Consider the following 16,519-nt stretch of genomic DNA (forward strand, 5'->3'; position numbering starts at 1 on the left):
CATGACCGCGCCCCTCCTCTCCCTCGACAGCCTGGCCAAGAGCTTCACCATGCACCTGCAGGGCGGGCTGGTGATCCCGGTCGTCTCCGGCATCTCCCTCGACGTCGCCCCCGGCGAATGCGTCGTGCTCGGGGGTCCCTCGGGCGCCGGCAAGTCGTCGATCCTGAAGATGATCTACGGCAATTACCGCGCCGATGCCGGCGCCATCCGCGTGGTGGACGGGTCCGAGACCGTGGACGTCGCCACCGCCGCCCCGCGCCGCGTCATGGCGCTGCGGCGCAACACCATCGGCTATGTCTCGCAGTTCCTGCGCGTCATTCCCCGGGTTCCCGCGCTCACTGTCGTGGCGGAGGCCGCGACCGCCTTCGGCCTCTCCCGCGAGGAGGCCGAGGCCCGCGCCCGCCGGCTCCTGACCCTGCTCAACGTGCCGGAGCGGCTGTGGTCGCTGCCCCCCGCCACCTTCTCGGGCGGCGAACAGCAGCGGGTGAACATCGCCCGCGGCTTCATCGCCGACCATCCGTTGCTGCTGCTGGACGAACCGACGGCTTCCCTCGACGCCCGGAATCGCGCAGCGGTGGTGGACCTGATCGAGACCAAGAAGGCCGCCGGCACCGCCATCGTCGGCATCTTCCACGACGACGACGTCCGCGAGCGGGTCGCCACCCGCATCGTCGACGTCACGCGCTTCGCCGCGAGCGCCGCATGAGGACGACCATGACCACGCCGGACGACATCGGATCGCTGACCCTCTTCTCCCGCCGCGTGGTTCTCGCCGACCGCGAGATCGCCGCGACCGTGGTGGTGGAGGACGGCGTCATCACCGCCATCGAAGCCGACACCCGACGGTCGGATGCCGCCGACCTCGGCGAGGACCTCCTCATTCCCGGCCTGGTCGAACTCCACACCGACCACCTCGAACCGCACTACCAGCCGCGCCCCAAGGTTCACTGGGACCCGCTCTCGGCCGTCTTCGCCTATGACGCGCAGATCGCCGCCTCCGGCATCACCACCGTGTTCGACAGCCTGCGCATCGGCTCCGACGATGACCGGCCGACCACGGCCGACGGCCTGCTCGATCTCTCCGAGGCCATCGCGACGGCCAAGGCCACGGGGCTCTTGCGCTCCGACCACCACACGCACCTGCGCTGCGAGATCCCCTCGCGCGGGGTGGTGGAAGAGGCCGAGAGCTATCTTGCCCGCTTCGACGTGCGCTTGATGTCGCTGATGGACCACACGCCGGGCCAGCGCCAGTTCCGCGACGAAGAGAAGCTGCGCACCTACTACCGCGGCAAGACCGGCCTGTCGGAGAGCGATCTCGACCGGCTCTTCGCCAACCGCCGCGCCCGCGCCGACGAGATCGGCGAGCCGAACAAGCGCGGGCTCGTCGCCCTCGCCCACCGCTCAGGCATCGCGCTCGCCAGCCACGACGACACGCTGGAGGACCACGTCGCCGAATCCGTCGCCGACCGGGTGTCCATCGCCGAGTTCCCGACGACCGTGGAGGCAGCACGCGCCTCCCACGCCGCCGGCATCTCGGTGCTGATGGGCGCGCCCAACGTCGTGCGCGGCGGCTCCCATTCCGGCAACGTCTCGGCGGTGGAACTGGCGGAGGCGGGCGTCCTCGACATCCTCTCCTCCGACTACGTGCCGATCAGCCTCATCCACGGCGCCTTCGGGCTCGCCGACGTGCCGGCCATGGGCGGCCTTGCCGGCGCCATCCAGACCGTGACGCTGAAGCCGGCGCTGGCCACCGGCATGACCGACCGCGGCGAGATCGCTGTGGGCAAGCGCGCCGATCTCGTCCGTGTCGCCATGATCGGCGCCAAGCCCGTGGTGCGCGAGGTCTGGCGCACGGGCCGCAGGATCGCCTGACATGGCTCCGGGGCTACGCGGAGAAGGACGGCCGGTGGCCGAGCAGAGGCCCATCGGGCCGGGACGGCTCGTCCTCGTGGTGGGGCCGAGCGGCGCCGGCAAGGATACGCTCATCGCCGCCGTGCGCAACCGGCTGGCGGCCGACGAGGCCGTGCTCTTTCCCCGCCGCATCGTTACCCGGCCGCCCTCTGCGGCGGAGGACAACGTCGAGGCGGACGAGGCGACCTTCGCGCGCATCGCCGAGGCGGGTGGATTCGCCCTGACCTGGTCGGCCCACGGCCACCGCTACGGCATTCCCGCGGTGGTCGACCACGCGATCTATGGCGGCCGCACCGCAGTCTGCAATGTCTCCCGCGAGGTGCTGGCGGCGGCCCGCCAGCGCTATCGCAACGTCACCGTCGTGGAGATCACGGCACCCCCCGAGGTGCTGCAGGCCCGCGTCGCCGCCCGCTCGCGCGCTTCCGACGGCGATGCGGCCGCCCGCGTCGTGCGCCAGGTCTCGACCCCGGTCGACCCGGATGTGGTCATCGTCAACGACGGCGCGATCGAGCCCGCCGCCGACCGGCTGCTCGCCGTCATCGCCGGCGCCAGCCGCACCAGCCTCGTCTGACGGCATCGCCGCACCGTTGACGAAATCGTGATAGGACGACGGCCGACCGCATCGTCAGGAGCCGCGCCCGTGAGTCGCTATGTCGCCCGCATCCCCATGTCCCTCGACTGCCCCGAACCGATGGAGGCGGCGATCCGTCACGTGCTGGAGGGCGAGTACGAGGCCGATTACGACGGCGTCGGCCTCGACATCCTCGACATCGGCGCCAATGTCGGCTCCTTCGCGCTCTGGTCCTCGGCCCGCTGGCCGGGCAGCCACGTGCGCTCCTTCGAGCCCCATCCCGGCACTTTCGAGTTCCTGAGGCGGAACACCGCCGGCCGCCGCGACATTACCATCGTCAACGCCGCGCTGTTTCCCGGCGGCCAGACGAAGGCGACCTTCCACAGCCGCTTCGCGGGAGATGGCGAATCCGGGCTCGCCGCCTATTCCGGCGACACCTTCGCGGAAGGGACGCTCGTCGAGACCTACGAGGTCGACGTGGTCGATCCGGCGTCTCTGCCCTCCGCCGACGTCGTCAAGATCGACATCGAGGGCGGTGAGGGCGAGGTCCTCGCCCATCTCGACCTGTCGCGCACCTCGCTCGTCCTGCTGGAGTTCCAGAACCGCAAGAACCGCGAGCAGATCCGCGCGACGCTCGCCGCCGAGTTCGATCTCCTCCACGACGAGGAATTCGCCTGGGACGACCTGCTCGGCTACCAGGGCTACCGGCAGGACCTGAAGGGCGACGCCTGGGGCCGCATCTTCGCCGTCCGGCGCAACATCACGCGCATGACGAAGACCGCGCCCCTCTCCGCCTGAACGAAAAGGCCCGGCCGAAGCCGGGCCTTCATGGGTCGCCCGGCGGGCTCAGCGGGCGCGCAGGAATTCCGGCACGCGCAGCAGGACCATCTCGTTGCCGTCGGCCTTGTTGGGGTCGCGGCTCGACGAGAAGGGCAGGTTGTTGTCGTTGCCGACGATGATGTGGTCGGCATCGACCACGTCGACGTTCTCGATGGTGAAGAACGGCATCTGGAAGTGACCGCCCGACAGCGGCACCCGCGAGCGTTTGTCGGGGTCGCGGATCGCCAGGAGGTCGATGAAGCCGATCTTGCGCACGGGGCCGCCGGCATTGGCATCCGTCATCTCGATCTTCCAGACGCGCTTGATGCGCGGCAGGGCGTGGAAGCAGTTTTCCGCGCGCTGGCCCGCCGGGCAGGCCCGCTCCGCCACGCCCTCGTTGTCGTCACGCTCGATGATCAGGCCGGTGGTGGCGTCGATCATGTTGAAGTCGCCGATCGACAGGCCGTTGGCGTCGAGAACGTACTTCCAGTGGCGGCCGGTGTAGCGGCCCGCGGCGACGTCGAACTCGAGGATGCGGAGATACTCGCGCCCGTCGACCTGCTCCAGCGCCCGGGTAGCCGGGTCCCACAGCGCGCCTTCCAGCAGCGGATAGAGGAAGCGGCCGTCGGGCGAGGCGGCCATGCCCTCGAAGCCCTTCGAGCGGCGGACGCGGAAGTCGACGGCGCCGCCCGGAACGTTCGGGGTGATCACGGCGGGATGATCCGGCGAGCGGGCGACCTGACCGTCGACCATGGTCTCGAAGATCGCCTCGATCTTGCCGGTCATGTCGGCGCGGATGAGATAGGGGCCGAACTCCTCGCCGATCCAGATCTTGCCGCCGATGATCTGGAAGCTCTCGGGATCGAAGTCGGCGCCGGTCAGGTAGCGACGCTCCGTCGCCTCGTTGGCGATGCGGAACGGCACCTTCCTGTCGGGGTCGGAGAGGAACACGGTGGCGATCCGCTCCATCGTCCCCTTCTCGAAATCCATGCGGTAGTGGCTGAGGAAGAGCATGGCGTCGGGCGAGTTGCGCTTGTTGCCGAAGCCGTTGTCGGTCAGCACCCAGTAGGTGCCGTCCGCCATGCGGCGGATGCCGGAATGGCCCTGCACCGGCTGGCCGCGGAACGGCACCGACAGGCCGGTGGGCCGCCCGGCCGAGCGGCCCATGACGGTGCCGAGGGCATCGACCCGAGCGGCGCCGGTGAACTTGCCGGAGACCTGCAGGTCGGCCGGCGCGTCTGCCGGCGGGGCGATGAAGGTGTCGGCGGGCAGGATGGCGTGACCGGCGAGCGAGGCGGGAAATTCCGCATCGGCGAAGGCGGGGGTCGCGGCCATCAGGCCGGCGAGCAGGACGAGAGCGCGCATGGGAACTCCTCGCGAGGGGTGACGCCGCCCTTTTGCCCAGCACGCGTGACGCCGCCCCGACAGGCGGACGACGGCGCGATGACGAAAGGGCAGGCCCGCCGCCGCCCGCTCTCGACACCGCCCGCCCAGCGTCCCACAAATGTGTCATGAGCAGCCCCTCTTCCCTCCTGCCCCTCGAAACCGTGGACACGTGCATCGTCGGGGCCGATCCCGGCGGGCTCTCCCTCGCCATGGGCCTGGCCGCGGCCGGGACGTCCGTCGCCGTCGTGCTTCCGCCGGGCGGGGGCCTGACCCTTCAGGACCTGGCGCTGCGCCTCGCCGTCCTGCGCACGGCGACGGCGGGCGACGCGTCGGGCACCTGGTCCGACGTCAAGCGCCGGATCACGGCAGCGGTCGGTTCGCAGGCGGTGAACGGCGCGCCCCGTCGCCTCGCCTCGGCCGGCATCCGGGTCATCGAGGGCACCGCGACCTTCACCGGGCCGCGCAGCCTCGCGGCCGGCGGGCGCGCCGTCGAGGCCCGCCGCTTCGTCCTCGCCCTTGGATCGGCGCCCCGGTTGCCGGCCGTTCCCGGCCTCGACGCGGTGCCGGTGCTGACGCCCGACACCGTCTGGGATCTCGATGCCCTGCCCGTCCACCTCGCCGTCGTCGGCGGCGACGCCGCCGCCCTGACCCTGGCCCAAGGCGTCCGGCGCCTCGGCGCACGGGTGACGCTCTTCGCTCCGGAGAACCTGCTGCCCGGCCATGATCCCGACATGGCGGCGGCCCTGCGCGACCGACTGCTCACAGATGGCGTGACGCTCTTCGAACAGGCTCGCGTCACCGGCCTGGAGCGCCGGGACGAGGGCATCGTGCTCACCGCCAGCCGAGGCGGCGAGGACGGCGCCCTCGCCGCCTCGCACGTCCTCGCCTCGGCCGGGCGTCTGCCCGCCCTGGACGGCCTCGACCTCGAGGCGGCGGGCGTGACGCACGGACCGGCCGGCATCGCCGTCGATGGGGCGCTGGCGACCGCCAACCGCCGCATCCTTGCCATCGGCGAGGCGAGCGATCCCGCCGCCGACGCCGGCCTCTCCGAACGGCAGGCCGCCCTGCTCGCCCCGCACATCCTGCTGCGCCGGGCGGTGCGCGCGGGAGACCTCCTGCCCATACGCTCCGTCGCCACCTCTCCGGCTCTCGTCGAGATCGGCAGCGGCGAGGCGGAGGCGCGCCGCCGCGATCCGCGCTGCCGCGTGCTGCGCCTGCCCATCGGCGAAAGCCCGGCCGCCCATGTCGGGGGCTCGCCCGAGGGCCACGTGAAGCTCATCGTCTCGGCGAAGGGGCGCCTTCTCGGCGCCGCGATCCTCGCCGCCGAAGCCCCGGCCATCGCCGCGCCCATCGCCCTCGCCATGGGCAAGGGGCTCGGCGTTCATGATCTCGCCGCCATCCAGTTGCCCTATCCCGGCGTAAGCGACATAGGCAAACGCACCGCGCTCGCCTATTTCAGCAATCGCTTGTCGAATCCGTGGATCAGGCGGACCATCCGTCTGTTACGCTGGCTCGGCTGAGACAGGGCCGCAACGGGACGCCGGATGGCAGAGACTTCGGATGATCGTCAGGCGCGGGAGGCGGCGGGCCAGCCCGCCGGCATCGACCCGGCGGCGCTCGACGTTGCCGCGCCGGTGCCATCGCGCGGCGTCGGCCTGTCCGGCAAGCTGCTGATCCTGACGACGCTCTTCATCCTCGTCGCCGAAGTCCTCATCTACGTGCCGGCCGTCGCCAATTTCCGCAATTCCTGGCTGGACGACCGCCTGGCCGCCGGCCGCACCGCCGCCCTCGTGCTCGAGGCGGCGCCCAGCGGGATGGTGCCCGAGGGGCTGGTGCGCGAGCTCCTGGACAGCGCCGGCGCCAAGGCGGTGGCGCTGAAGACCGGGCCGGCGCGCCGCCTGCTCGCCGCCTCCGACGAACTGCCCGACGTCGACGTCACCATCGACATGCGCAACCAGCCGATCTTCCGCTCCATCCCCGAGGCCTTCGCCACGCTCTTCGCGCGCGACGGGCGCGCCATGCGGGTGATGGGGGAGGCCCGCCGTGCCGGCGATTTCGTCGAGATCGTCATGGACGAGACGCCGCTGCGCCACGCCATGCTGCGCTTCTCCAAGACGCTGCTGATCTATTCGCTCTTCATCTCCGCCGTCTCCGCGGCGCTGGTCTACGTCACGCTGCACCTGATGTTCGTGCGGCCCATGCGGCGCCTGACCGACACGATGATCGCCTTCCGCGAGAACCCCGAGGACATCAGCCGCGCCATCGTGCCCACCGGCCGCAAGGACGAGGTGGGCGTCGCCGAATACGAGCTGCAGTCCATGCAGCATTCCCTGCACGACATGCTGGCGCAGCGCTCGCGCCTCGCCGCCCTCGGCCTCGCCGTCTCCAAGATCAACCACGACCTGAGGAACCTGCTCGCCTCGGCCCAGCTCTTCTCCGACCGCCTCGCCAACGTGCCGGACCCCACCGTGCAGCGCTTCGCGCCGAAGATGATCCAGGCGCTCGACCGCGCCATCGCCTTCTGCCAGTCGACCCTCTCCTACGGCCGCGCCCACGAGGCCCCGCCGCAGCGCCGCCCGGTGGAGCTGGCGGCGCTGGCCGAGGAGGTGCGCGAGACCATGGGCCTCGGCGAGGACGCCCGCATCGGCTTCGTCAACGCGGTGGAGGACGACATCAGCCTCGACGCCGACCCGGATCACCTGTTCCGCGTCCTGCTCAACCTCGCCCGCAACGCCCACCAGGCGCTCGAATCGCGCGCCCCCAACGATCCCGCCCGCGACCACATCCGCATCGCCGGCCGGCGCGAGGGGGCGGTGGCCGTCATCGAGGTCTCCGACACTGGCCCCGGCGTCCCCGAGCGCGCCCGCCAGCACCTGTTCGAGGCCTTCCAGGGCTCGACCCGTCCCGGCGGCACCGGCCTCGGTCTCGCCATCGCCGCAGAGCTGGTCCGCGCCCACGGCGGCACCATCACGCTGGCCGACGGCACCCTCGGCGCCACCTTCCGCATCACCATCCCAGACAGGCCCATCGATCTGGCCTCCGCCCGCCGCGCCCAGCGCAGGCGCGCCTGAGGCGGGGCTGCAGCCGCATCTTTGGAGAACATCCGATCTCGATCGGCCCAGCGAAAGCTCGCCTGAGGCGCGAGGGCCGCCGGAGCGGTGGAGAAGTTTCGATCCCCGCCCGGCCCTCTTGCAATCGGTTTCGAAACAGCGTATCCGACCGCCTCCATTCGAGAGGCACATCGCTTTTCGGATGCGGCGCGCGCCCGTAGCTCAGCTGGATAGAGCACCAGACTACGAATCTGGGGGTCAGAGGTTCGAATCCTTTCGGGCGCGCCATTGTCTTTCCCGACGCGATGAATGGGCGAGTGCCGGCTGCCGGCGTTAGGACTGGGCGGCGCTACGTCAGGTGCCCCTCTGAAGGCGCATTTGACTTTCACACGAATGCACTCGTCTGGCTTCGCGGGTACCGCCACTCGGGAACAAGCCGCGTCCCCCTCCATTTAGATCCCATCTAGTGGATGCAGATCCGCTTCCGATGTATCCTAATGGTTGAAGCCGATTGGACTTCGCGATAGGCTATTGGTCATGGGAGAGATGTTCATGGAATGGGCAATAGGGGTTGCGAGTTTTCTAGCGGGCTTGGTTTCCGGCTTCTCGCTCAAGCTCGCCATCGATGTCCGGAATAGAAGGAACGTTAGCGCTCCGACAGCAGCCGCCAACGACGGCTCGGTTGCGCAGTCCGGTAACTTCGCCGGCGGTCATATCGCTGCAGGCAACGTGACCACCGGGCGTGAATGACCAGCGGGTCTTCTGGCAAGGCCGTCGTTCAGTCAGGCAACCACGCGGGCGGGCATATAGCCGGCGGCAGCGTCTCCACTGTGTCGATCCGCAAGGTCATTGTGCAGGCGTCAACACCACCCGAATCCTCCTTGAACCGTCTCTATCGAAAGCTTCGCGACGAAGCAGCACACGACCAGGAGCTTACGGACTATATCGATCAGCTGCAGATCTTCACGAGGTCGGTCGAACATGAGACAATCGTTGGTTTGGATGGAAAGTTCACGGCAGCGAATCGCCAGGACCAGCTGGATATGGCCAAGGTCATGAAGGAGATGGTCTATGCTGAGCTTCGGAAGAACATGTTCTCAAAAACGTTCCAGACCATCTACGCGACATTGATGGGCAAGATCTACGAAGAGTTCGAGACTTGGGTTAAACCTGCCGTCGCGAAGGGAGCCAGCCGCGAAGATATCGACCTGCTTGTGAACGTGCATGTCGTAAAGCCGGTTGTAAGCGAGCTTGAGATGTGCAGCGAGTATGACGGCGCGGCAACATCGACAGTCCGAGGCATGATTTATTTCCTAACCGGCAACTGCCATCTTATTTGGCACTGACAATGTTGGTTTATCATCCTGCATTCGATCTCAGCCACGGCATGTTTCGAATGCTCCGGCTGATAGAGGCCAACCCCGAACGGCAGATGAAGTGGGACACTTTCCGCATCCTAGACCTTTATTACCTGTTTCCGCACTTGCTCGAAACCGCGCGCCTTCCCCGCAGTATGACGAAGCGCAAGCGGGATTTTGGGAGGCTCGGTTCGAAATACACTCGCGTCCCTACCCCGCGCATGTTCATTCAACAGCTACGAGGAATCCATGAGTCGACCGCCCGCTCGCTTGCGGCCAAGGGCTTCCTAGTGCCTGCCGAATTTGATGAGGGCGTTCTGGTTCGCACCGGACGAGAGATCCCGCCAGAACTCCTGCGTATGTTCGCTGACGCCGTCGAGGACGCGCCACTAGTTCAGATGCTGGCGGTTGACATGGCAGCCATCCCACTAACGGGCGAAGACGGATTGAAAGACCGGACAGGATTGCTGGAGCATCGATATGATGCGGCTTGATCCCAGCTTACGGCTGTCACGGCTGGTCGTCCTTAAGGGGGGCCAGCGTGCCTATGACGAAGAATTTCATACTGGAGTAAACATCATCCGAGGCGTGCCCGGAGAAGGAAACAGCGTCGGCAAATCGACCATCGCGGACATGATCTTCTATGCGCTTGGCGGTGATCTTACGCAGTGGAAGCCTGAAGCAGCTTCCTGCGATCAGGTACTGGCCGAGGTGGTCCTGAACGGTTCGGTCGTGACGCTGAGGCGAGAGATCGCCGAAGCATCGCAGCAGCCGATGTGGATCTATTTCGGCGACTTCACAACTGCGAATGGTGCTGGGCCCGACGGCTGGCAAAGGTACAGCTACCGTCGCATGAGCGACCGCGAGAGCTTCACCCAGGTTCTGTTCCGGCTCATGGACATGCCAGAGGTTCCTGCTGAGGCCGAAGGCAACATTACCATGCATCAGCTGCTGCGGTTGATGTATGTCGACCAGATGACGCCTGTCGATCGCATCTTTCGGGCGGAGCGCAATGATTCTGCCCTGCGTCGCCAAGCCGTGGGTGACTTACTTTGCGGCGTATTCGACACACGCCTTTATCCAGCACAGCTCAAATTGCGGGAAAAGGAGAAGGCGTACGAGGCAGCAACCCAGCAGTATGGCGCACTGAATCGTGTGCTTACGGCAGCCGGCGAAGCGTTCAACCTCGACTTTGTTGAGACTCGCCGTCGGAACCTCGAGGCTGATATCGCTACGATGTTAACGGAAATCCAGGCGCTTAAAGGCCACCGGTTCGACGAGCGGCAGCTGGCACCCGGGCAATCCAGCATTGTCGCCACGATCAAGGTGGATCTGGACCGGGTCAACGGTGACATCTCGGACCTCCAGGTACTGATCGGGCAGCTGACCTACAACATCGCCGATGCCGATACGCTGATCGATGAGATCCAGAGAACGCTAGCGCGGCTGCGGGAAGGCGAGGTCGCAAGTTCGGCACTGGGTCCGATAAATTTCCTGTTCTGCCCGAGTTGCTTCTCGCCGTTGAGGGACGCCGACCACGATCACCAGTGCAAACTCTGCCGATCAGACGTAGAGCCTGCCAGCGACCGATCGCGTTTTGCGCGGATGCGGAACGAACTTGAGATGCAGCTTAAGGAATCGAACCAACTCCAAGCGAAGCGGCGGGACGACCTTGCTGCCGCCAAGGCCAAGGTCGGAAAGCTCACGGGTGTCCGGGATACCTTGGCGAGCGAATATCTCAACCTGACCCGCAACTATTTGACCGAGGCCGATGCACAGATTGATCGTCTCAACAGCCGCCTTGGCTATGCGGAACGCGAACTTATCGAGCTCCAGCGTGAACGCCAACTCGCCCAGCAGTTGGCCGAACTCTCCCAGGCAAGGGCCGAGCTGAACGAGGACATCACGCGGCTTAAAGAGAATATCGTCACTTGGCGAGAGCAGCGCGATCGTCACCAAGACAGCGTCTATCGCCTGATCCAGGGCCGAACGGCGGCGATCCTTGCCAAAGACATTCATACCGAAGCGGAGTTCACTGAAGAGAGCGACGTGTATTTCGACTTTTCGGAGGATCGCGTGACGGTGAACGGCAAGTCGGGCTTCTCGGCAAGCTCACTGACCGTCATTCGCAACGCCTTCCACGTGGCGTTGCACTGGGTGTCGTGCACCAGCCCGATCGTGCGATACCCGCGCTTCCTCCTCCTCGACAACATCGAAGACAAGGGGATGACGGAGCAGCGGAGCCAGAACTTCCAGAGGCTAATCGCCGCAATCAGCGAGAGCATCGAGACCGACCACCAGATCATTTTCACCACATCGATGGTGGATCCGGGTTTGGATATGTCTGCGATGACGGTCGGCGAGCGCTATAGTTTCAGCAACAAGGCTCTCAAGATTGATTTATGAACCCGGTAAGGTGTTAGGCGCGTCGTTGATCTGAGCGTTAGCTATGATCCCACCTGCGCCCCAGGTGGCGGCCGCCCGCGCCTCCCTCTGCCCAAGCCCCGCCACCGGATCAAGTCGCGCCGCGCTACGCGCCGACTGGTAGCGGAAGCCCAGGCCGGTCAGCATGGAGAAAAGCAAAGGTCGGCATGACGGCAGAGGGCGAATAGATCAGGGAGAGCGGCGGGTTCAGCGTTTTGAAGGCGACCCCGATGGCGATCGCCGCGGCCAATCCGGAACACGCCGCCGAACAGGCCAAGCACCGCTTTGATGAGGCACTGCTGGAGACTGTCGCGGCCGCCGACGGGCCCGCGCCTGGCGCCTCACCCCACCGACCGGCCCCCTCTCCTTCTTTAGGGGCGCGCGCCTGCCGCGAAGCTGCTAAACGGATGGTTAACGGTGGCGCCGCCGCCGTGGCTTCCAGTGCATCGGGTGAAACATGCCGCCGGCGCATGCCAGACACGGAGACCTCGCGCCGGCCTCTGTCGCCGGGCGACTGCCGCTGGCGGCCGCCACCGTGCTGTTCTGCGCCACCTTCCTCTACATCTGGGTGTCCTTCAGGCCCTTTCCCGACCTCACCTTCATGGATCAGGCGGCGGCGTCGGGCGTCGCGTCGAACCGCGCGAACCAGATCGCCGCGCTGGCGATGCTGTCGCTGCTTGTCGGCTATGTGCTCGCCTGCGGGCGCCATTCCCTGATCCTGCGGCCGCGGATCCTTCTGTTCCTCATCTTCGCATGGCTGCTGGCGGTCTCGCTGCCCAGCCCCGATCCCCTCTTCGCCGTCCGGCGGCTCGCCATGGCGGCCATCGTCTGCACCGCCGCGAGCGTCATGCTCATCCTGCCCCGCGACGAACGGCACTTCGCCGCCATGCTGGCCGCCTGCACGGGCATCGTGCTGGCGCTCTGCTATGTTGGGGTGATCCTGTTCTCCCGCTACGCGGTGCATCAGTTCACGGATGAGCTCGAGCCGCTGCTGGAGGGCGACTGGCGCGGCCTCTACAGCCACAAGAACACCGCCGGCACGGTCATGGTGGTGGCCGTCCTGTTCGGTCTCTACGTCACGCGGGTGCTGGGGCCGCTCGTCGGACTGCCCCTCGTCCTGCTGGCCGGCACCTTCCTCGTCTTCACCGGCAGCAAGACCTCGGCCGCCATGCTGCCGGCGACGCTCGCCCTCTCCTTCCTGGTGGTGCGGCTGCGCTATGCGCGGGCGCTCATCGTCGTGGGATCACTCGCCTGCGTCTGGCTTCTCACCATCGGCTCCGCCCTGTCGGAGCGGATCGCCGCCTTCGTGAAGTCGCTCGGCGTCGACCCCACCTTCACCCTGCGGACCGAGGTCTGGTCCCTCGCCCTCGAACACATCCCGAAGAAGCCCTGGCTCGGCTACGGCTATCAGTCCTTCTGGCGCAACACCGATCTGATGCACGGCTTCCGCGAGGAGTTCAGCTGGGCGGTCAACGCCGTCAACGCCCACAACAGCTATCTCGACCTGCTGCTGACGGCCGGCATCCCGGGCGCGCTGCTGATGATGGTGTTCCTGATCGTCCTGCCGCTGCGCTACATCGGACAGGCCGAACGCAACGGCGGCTCGCGCCGGCTGACGGAGCTCTTCACGCGCATCTGGATCTTCGGCCTCCTCGCGGGGTGCCTGGAAAGCATCCTCTTCGACACGGTCGGCGTGGTCTGGTTCGGCATGCTGATGGCCATTTTCGGTCTGCGGCTCCAGGCCAGGGCCCATCTGCGGCAGTGACCTCGGCCGGGCGGCCGAGGCGACACCCCGTCCGCCCCCTCCATGTCCCTAATGCGCCAGCGCCGCCACCGGATCGAGCCTGGCCGCGTTGCGCGCCGGCAGGAAGCCGAAGACGAGGCCGATCAGCATGGAGAAGACGAAGGCCAGCACGATGGAGACCGGTGAATAGATCAGGGAGAACGACGGGCTCAGCGCGTTGAAGGCGACGCCGATGGACAGCGCGGTCACCACGCCGATCACCCCGCCGAACAGGCTGATCAGCACCGCCTCGATGAGGAACTGCTGGAGAATGTCGCGCCGCCGCCCGCCCACCGCCAGACGCACGCCGATCTCGTTGGTGCGCTCCACCACCGAGACCAGCATGATGTTCATGACCCCGATGCCGCCGACCACCAGCGAGATCACCGCGATGGAGGCGATCAGCAGGGTCAGCGTCTCGGTGGTCTGGGTCAGCGTCTGGCGGATGTCGTCGGTGTTGAGGATGAAGAAGTCCTGCCGGCCGTGGCGCTGCAGCAGCAGCTTGGTCACCGCCGCCAGCGCCACCTCGCTCGCCACCTCGTCGCTCACCCTGACCGTGATGCTGCGCAGCGAACTGTCGCCGAGGAAGCGCGACTGGACGGTGGTGTAGGGCAGGAAGACCGACAGGTTCTGGCTGGAGCCGAAGCCGCTCTGCTGGCGCGCCGCCACACCGACGACGCGGCAGGGCACGCTGCCGACGAGGATGACCTGGCCGATGGCGCCGCTGCCGCCGGGAAACAGCCGCTCGGCGGTGTTCTCGTCGATCACCACGTCCTGGGTCAGGCGGCGCACGCTGTCGGCATCGAAGAAGCGCCCTTCCTTCAGCTTCGTGCCCTTGACGGCGAAGTAGCGGTCGCCGACGCCGTTGACCATGACGCTCGCCTCGATGGAACGGTAGCGCACCGTCGACGAGGTGGAGACGGTGGGCGTCACCGCGGCGGCATAGGCCTCGCCCTCGAGCGCGCGGGCATCGCCCACCACCAGCGTCTTGATCTTGCCCGAGCGCACGTCGCCGAAGCTGGTGCCGGGGAAGATCTCGAGCGTGTTGGTGCCGAGCCCGGAGATGTTGGCAAGGACCCGCTGCCGCGAGCCCTGCCCCAGCGCCACCATGCAGACCACCGAGGCGATGCCGATGATGATGCCGAGCATGGTCAGAACGCTGCGCAGCCGGTGCGCGTTCATCGATACCAGCGCCATGACGAAGGCCTCGCGCAGCCCGTCGATGCGGGCCGCCAGCGCGCTCCCGCGGCGCGGGGCCGCGGCCGGGGGCGCGACGGCCCCCGCCGCCTCGCCCGTGGTCGTGTCGGAAAGGATCTCGCCGTCGCTGATCTCGATGACGCGGCGGGCCCGCGCCGCCACGTTGGGGTCGTGGGTGACGATGATGACGGTGTGGCCCTCGGCGTTCAGCTCGTCGAGGATGCGCAGCACCTCCGCGCTGGACGCCTTGTCGAGCGCACCCGTCGGCTCGTCGGCGAGGATCACCTGCGCGCCGTTCATCAGCGAGCGGGCGATGGAGACGCGCTGCTGCTGGCCACCCGAGAGCTGGCTCGGCCGGTGCTCGCTGCGGTCGGCGAGGCCGAGCCGCCCGAGCAGGGCCGCCGCGCGGGCGTGCCGCTCGCTGCGCGCCACCCCGGCATAGACGGCGGGAATCTCGACATTGCCGAGGGCGGTGAGCTCGTCGAGGAGATTGTAGCGCTGGAAGATGAAGCCGAAATGGTTGCGTCGCAGGTCGGCGAGGTCGTCCGGCGACAGCGCGCCGGTCTCCTGGCCGCCGATCTGGTAGCTGCCGCGGGTCGGCCGGTCCAGGCAGCCGAGGATGTTCATCAGCGTCGACTTGCCGGAACCCGACGCGCCGATGATGGCCACCATCTCGCCGCGGTGGATGTCGAGATCGACATCCTTCAGCACGGTGATCGTCTGCTCGCCGCTCTGGAAGTCGCGGCTGATCTTGCGCAGCCGGATCAGGGGTTCGTCCATCTCAGAACCCCATCGGCGACGGCGGCCCGCCGCCCTGCCGCGCCGCCGTCGCCGCGAGCCGCTGGCCGGTGACGACGCGCTCGCCGACGGCGAGGCCCGAGACGATCTCCGCCTTCACCTTGTTGTCGAGGCCGACGGTCACCGGCCGCACCACCACCTGGCCGGCCGCGTCCACCACCCTGACGCTCGCCGGCTTGTCACCTGCGGCCGGGGTCACCGCCGCGGAGGGGACGGTCACGACGCCGCGCGCCTCGCCGAGCAGCACCACCACCTGGGCGGTCATGTAGGTGCGCAGGATCCCGTCGGGATTGGGCACGCTGAACTGGCAGTAGTAATAGATGGCCGAGGAGGAGGTGGAACTCGTCGTGCTGGTGGACGAGGACGTGCTGGTGGAGGCGAAGCTGCTGTCGTTCTTGATCGATTCCGGCGCCGGATCGATCGACTCCACCTTGGCCGCGAAGCGCCGGTCGGGATCGCCGAGGATGGTGAAGTAGAGCGGCTGGCCGACCCGGACGCGCACGACGTCCGCCTCGGAGATCTCCGCCTTGACGGTCATCACGTCGACCTGTCCGAGGACGGCGACCGTCGGCGTGGTCTGTGCGGCGTTCAGCGTCTGGCCCTCCTGGGCCGTGACCGAGAGCACGGTGCCGTCGATCGGCGCGGTGATGCGGGTATAGCCGAGATTGACCCGGGCGGTGGCCACCGTGACCTGCGCCTGGGCGATCTGGGCGTCGAGCTGCGCGATCTGCGTGCGGGTCTGCTTCACCGTCTGTTCGGCCGTCTCGAAGTCGGCCCGCGAGCCGACCGTCTGGGCCAGCATGGCGCGCTGGCGCTCCAGCTTCAGCTCCGCATAGGCGAGGATCACCGCCTTCTCGTCGCGCTGCGCGCGGGTGTTGGCGAGGGCCGCCTCCGCGCTGCTCAGCGTGTTCTGCTGGGTGAGGGAATCGATCTCGGCGATCAGGTCGCCCTTCTTCACGCTCTGGCCGATCTGCACGGGAATGGAAACGACGCGGCCGGAGACCTGGGCACCGACGGCGACGAGCCGCGCCGGCTTCAGCGTGCCGCTGGCGAGCACCGTGAGCTCCACGTCTCCGGTGGCGGCGGCCGCCGTGACCAGCGTGGCGGCCGGCGATGGCGGGTTGAGGCGGTCGCGCAACGCATAGGCCGCGCCAGCGAGGGCGAGAAGGACGAGAACGAGGACGAGCTTGCGGTTCAAAGCAGTTCACCGGCTGCGGCCGGG

At 67.6% G+C, this 16,519-nt stretch carries 14 protein-coding genes and 1 tRNA gene; 12 read left to right on the top strand and 3 right to left on the bottom strand.

Features of this window, described 5'->3' with window-relative positions; all coding sequences use genetic code 11:
• The first annotated feature begins 1 nt into the window (after position 1).
• The 4 genes from phnL to C6569_RS13140 all read left to right on the top strand — a co-directional run bounded on the left by phnL (position 2) and on the right by C6569_RS13140 (position 3,280).
• A complete protein-coding gene (phnL, locus tag C6569_RS13125; RefSeq protein ID WP_106749277.1) occupies positions 2 to 706 on the top strand; it encodes a phosphonate C-P lyase system protein PhnL in 705 nt (234 codons plus the stop codon).
• Between the two features lie 8 nt (positions 707 to 714).
• Positions 715 to 1,872: an alpha-D-ribose 1-methylphosphonate 5-triphosphate diphosphatase gene (locus tag C6569_RS13130; protein WP_106749278.1), complete on the top strand. Its 1,158-nt coding sequence runs from the start codon at positions 715 to 717 to the stop codon at positions 1,870 to 1,872.
• 1 nt (position 1,873) lies between these two features.
• On the top strand, positions 1,874 to 2,482 hold the full coding sequence (gene phnN / locus C6569_RS13135; protein WP_106749279.1) for a phosphonate metabolism protein/1,5-bisphosphokinase (PRPP-forming) PhnN: 609 nt from the start codon (positions 1,874 to 1,876) through the stop codon (positions 2,480 to 2,482).
• 69 nt (positions 2,483 to 2,551) lie between these two features.
• Positions 2,552 to 3,280 (top strand): FkbM family methyltransferase, encoded by a 729-nt coding sequence (locus tag C6569_RS13140; protein ID WP_106749280.1) that lies wholly within the window; start codon positions 2,552 to 2,554, stop codon positions 3,278 to 3,280.
• Positions 3,281 to 3,328: 48 nt separating this feature from the next.
• Here the strand turns inward: C6569_RS13140 and C6569_RS13145 are convergent, their stop codons facing one another.
• Positions 3,329 to 4,666, bottom strand: a complete 1,338-nt coding sequence (locus tag C6569_RS13145) for an esterase-like activity of phytase family protein (protein ID WP_106749281.1) — start codon at positions 4,664 to 4,666, stop codon at positions 3,329 to 3,331.
• A 146-nt stretch (positions 4,667 to 4,812) separates the two neighbouring features.
• Here C6569_RS13145 and C6569_RS13150 point away from each other — a divergent pair, with 146 nt between their 5' ends.
• The 8 genes from C6569_RS13150 (at position 4,813) to C6569_RS13180 (ending at position 13,284) form a co-directional block, all read left to right on the top strand.
• A complete protein-coding gene (locus tag C6569_RS13150; protein ID WP_106749282.1) occupies positions 4,813 to 6,207 on the top strand; it encodes an FAD-dependent oxidoreductase in 1,395 nt (464 codons plus the stop codon).
• A 24-nt stretch (positions 6,208 to 6,231) separates the two neighbouring features.
• Positions 6,232 to 7,758, top strand: coding sequence for a sensor histidine kinase (locus C6569_RS13155; protein WP_106749283.1), 1,527 nt, complete (start codon positions 6,232 to 6,234; stop codon positions 7,756 to 7,758).
• Between the two features lie 190 nt (positions 7,759 to 7,948).
• A tRNA-Arg gene (locus C6569_RS13160) sits at positions 7,949 to 8,025 on the top strand.
• A gap of 249 nt (positions 8,026 to 8,274) precedes the next feature.
• The gene (locus C6569_RS21735; protein ID WP_146144799.1) at positions 8,275 to 8,487 is read left to right on the top strand and encodes a hypothetical protein; all 213 of its coding nucleotides are present in this window, start codon (positions 8,275 to 8,277) and stop codon (positions 8,485 to 8,487) included.
• Positions 8,484 to 9,083 carry an ABC-three component system protein gene (locus tag C6569_RS13165; RefSeq protein WP_146144800.1) on the top strand — a complete coding sequence of 200 codons (600 nt, stop codon included), beginning with the start codon at positions 8,484 to 8,486 and terminating at the stop codon, positions 9,081 to 9,083. The genes C6569_RS21735 and C6569_RS13165 overlap by 4 nt, the downstream gene beginning before the upstream one ends.
• A gap of 2 nt (positions 9,084 to 9,085) precedes the next feature.
• Complete coding sequence (locus C6569_RS13170; protein WP_106749285.1) at positions 9,086 to 9,589, top strand: ABC-three component system middle component 5; 504 nt, start codon at positions 9,086 to 9,088, stop codon at positions 9,587 to 9,589.
• Positions 9,576 to 11,501 carry an ATP-binding protein gene (locus C6569_RS13175; RefSeq protein WP_146144801.1) on the top strand — a complete coding sequence of 642 codons (1,926 nt, stop codon included), beginning with the start codon at positions 9,576 to 9,578 and terminating at the stop codon, positions 11,499 to 11,501. Before C6569_RS13170 ends, C6569_RS13175 begins: the two co-directional genes overlap by 14 nt.
• Before the next feature lie 475 nt (positions 11,502 to 11,976).
• Positions 11,977 to 13,284 (top strand): O-antigen ligase family protein, encoded by a 1,308-nt coding sequence (locus C6569_RS13180; RefSeq protein ID WP_106749287.1) that lies wholly within the window; start codon positions 11,977 to 11,979, stop codon positions 13,282 to 13,284.
• A 48-nt stretch (positions 13,285 to 13,332) separates the two neighbouring features.
• On the opposite strand, the gene C6569_RS13185 is transcribed toward C6569_RS13180, so the two are convergent.
• Together C6569_RS13185 and C6569_RS13190 are read right to left on the bottom strand one after the other, a co-directional pair.
• A complete protein-coding gene (locus C6569_RS13185) occupies positions 13,333 to 15,279 on the bottom strand; it encodes a MacB family efflux pump subunit (RefSeq protein WP_106749288.1) in 1,947 nt (648 codons plus the stop codon).
• A 1-nt stretch (position 15,280) separates the two neighbouring features.
• Entirely contained in the window at positions 15,281 to 16,495 is a 1,215-nt protein-coding gene (locus C6569_RS13190; RefSeq protein WP_106749289.1) for an efflux RND transporter periplasmic adaptor subunit, read from the bottom strand.
• Positions 16,496 to 16,519: the final 24 nt, after the last annotated feature.

The organism is Phreatobacter cathodiphilus, assembly GCF_003008515.1.
Classification (GTDB): Bacteria; Pseudomonadota; Alphaproteobacteria; order Rhizobiales; family Phreatobacteraceae; genus Phreatobacter; species Phreatobacter cathodiphilus.

Bases quoted from the DNA above. Each gene is read 5' to 3' on its own strand.
- phnL (WP_106749277.1), top strand. From the start codon at position 2: ATGACCGCGCCCCTCCTCTCCCTCGACAGCCTGGCCAAGAGCTTCACC.
- C6569_RS13130 (WP_106749278.1), top strand. From the start codon at position 715: ATGACCACGCCGGACGACATCGGATCGCTGACCCTCTTCTCCCGCCGC.
- phnN (WP_106749279.1), top strand. From the start codon at position 1,874: ATGGCTCCGGGGCTACGCGGAGAAGGACGGCCGGTGGCCGAGCAGAGG.
- C6569_RS13145 (WP_106749281.1), bottom strand. From the start codon at position 4,666: ATGCGCGCTCTCGTCCTGCTCGCCGGCCTGATGGCCGCGACCCCCGCC.
- C6569_RS13150 (WP_106749282.1), top strand. From the start codon at position 4,813: ATGAGCAGCCCCTCTTCCCTCCTGCCCCTCGAAACCGTGGACACGTGC.
- C6569_RS13155 (WP_106749283.1), top strand. From the start codon at position 6,232: ATGGCAGAGACTTCGGATGATCGTCAGGCGCGGGAGGCGGCGGGCCAG.
- C6569_RS21735 (WP_146144799.1), top strand. From the start codon at position 8,275: ATGGGAGAGATGTTCATGGAATGGGCAATAGGGGTTGCGAGTTTTCTA.
- C6569_RS13165 (WP_146144800.1), top strand. From the start codon at position 8,484: ATGACCAGCGGGTCTTCTGGCAAGGCCGTCGTTCAGTCAGGCAACCAC.
- C6569_RS13170 (WP_106749285.1), top strand. From the start codon at position 9,086: ATGTTGGTTTATCATCCTGCATTCGATCTCAGCCACGGCATGTTTCGA.
- C6569_RS13175 (WP_146144801.1), top strand. From the start codon at position 9,576: ATGATGCGGCTTGATCCCAGCTTACGGCTGTCACGGCTGGTCGTCCTT.
- C6569_RS13180 (WP_106749287.1), top strand. From the start codon at position 11,977: ATGCCGCCGGCGCATGCCAGACACGGAGACCTCGCGCCGGCCTCTGTC.
- C6569_RS13185 (WP_106749288.1), bottom strand. From the start codon at position 15,279: ATGGACGAACCCCTGATCCGGCTGCGCAAGATCAGCCGCGACTTCCAG.